The following is a 918-nucleotide window of genomic DNA, read 5'->3' on the forward strand; positions in this document are numbered from 1 at the left end:
GTACTAATAGACCAAAACAAACACACACACGCTCGAAATATCGAGAGTGTGTAAACAACAAGACATGACAAACAATTAATCACTGTCGCTTGCGTCCACTACACAGTATCTGACACAACACCAGCAACCAGCCGTTGCTCCGTGTGTTTGTCGGTGGCCTATAGCAGCAGGGAAACGCCCGGTCCCATTCCGAACCCGGAAGCTAAGCCTGCTAACGCTGATGGTACTGCAACCGGGAGGTTGTGGGAGAGTAAGAAACCGCCGACACCAAACAACAAACCATAACTCAATACACAACAAAGAGAGACCGTTGAAGCATTACTACCGCTTCAACGGTCTCTTTCTTCGTTTTCAAGGTCCGCCCCCAACGACACTGGGGGAGCGACCTCAAATCTCCTTGAGTACCACACCTAGGTCCATAACGCTTTGGCACTATCTTTTCGTCACTTTCGGTGCTTTCTCCTCGCGCTGATACTTTCGAGGAACGTATTTCAGCTACACTAATCAAAATGGTTGAATTAGCGTTCGGCGTTGCTTTTTGCGGGTCTACCCTGGGCTACGAGATTCGGTGGACGGATTCGTCGCTCAGTTTTCTAATGTCACGAGCATTGAGTGGTCATTCGTAGAAATCCAGTTGGAGGTGTCTTGAGATGCTCTTAAGGAAAATGCTCTCTCCTGCAACTGTAATCAGAGTGAATGTTCTTGTGGATGCGTACGTGACTTCATTTCTTGCAGCTTCTGTAGGTTACCTGACAGTAGAATCTGGTCTTGATGGTCAAGGTGCTTTGCATGCGGTGGGCACGGGCATTGTTATTGGGACAATTCTGTCGTTGCCGCTTGCACGTCTCGGAGATGTCGTGGGCGAAGCTAGGGTTCTCGGCTGTGTGCAGGGGCCTGACCCCCGGAAAGTAGACACGT

1 protein-coding gene and 1 rRNA gene are annotated in these 918 nt (G+C 49.7%); both read left to right on the forward strand.

The features are described 5' to 3' along the window. Nucleotides 1-149 precede the first annotated feature (149 nt). A 5S ribosomal RNA gene (rrf, locus tag HMPREF3009_RS02970) occupies nucleotides 150-267 on the forward strand. Nucleotides 268-665: 398 nt separating this feature from the next. After that, nucleotides 666-918, forward strand: a 253-nt coding sequence (locus HMPREF3009_RS13665) for a hypothetical protein (protein ID WP_232760897.1), incomplete at its 3' end; no start/stop codon positions are given.

Origin of the sequence: Corynebacterium sp. HMSC034H07, assembly GCF_001815175.1 — a bacterium.
Lineage (GTDB): Bacteria > Actinomycetota > Actinomycetes > Mycobacteriales > Mycobacteriaceae > Corynebacterium > Corynebacterium hiratae.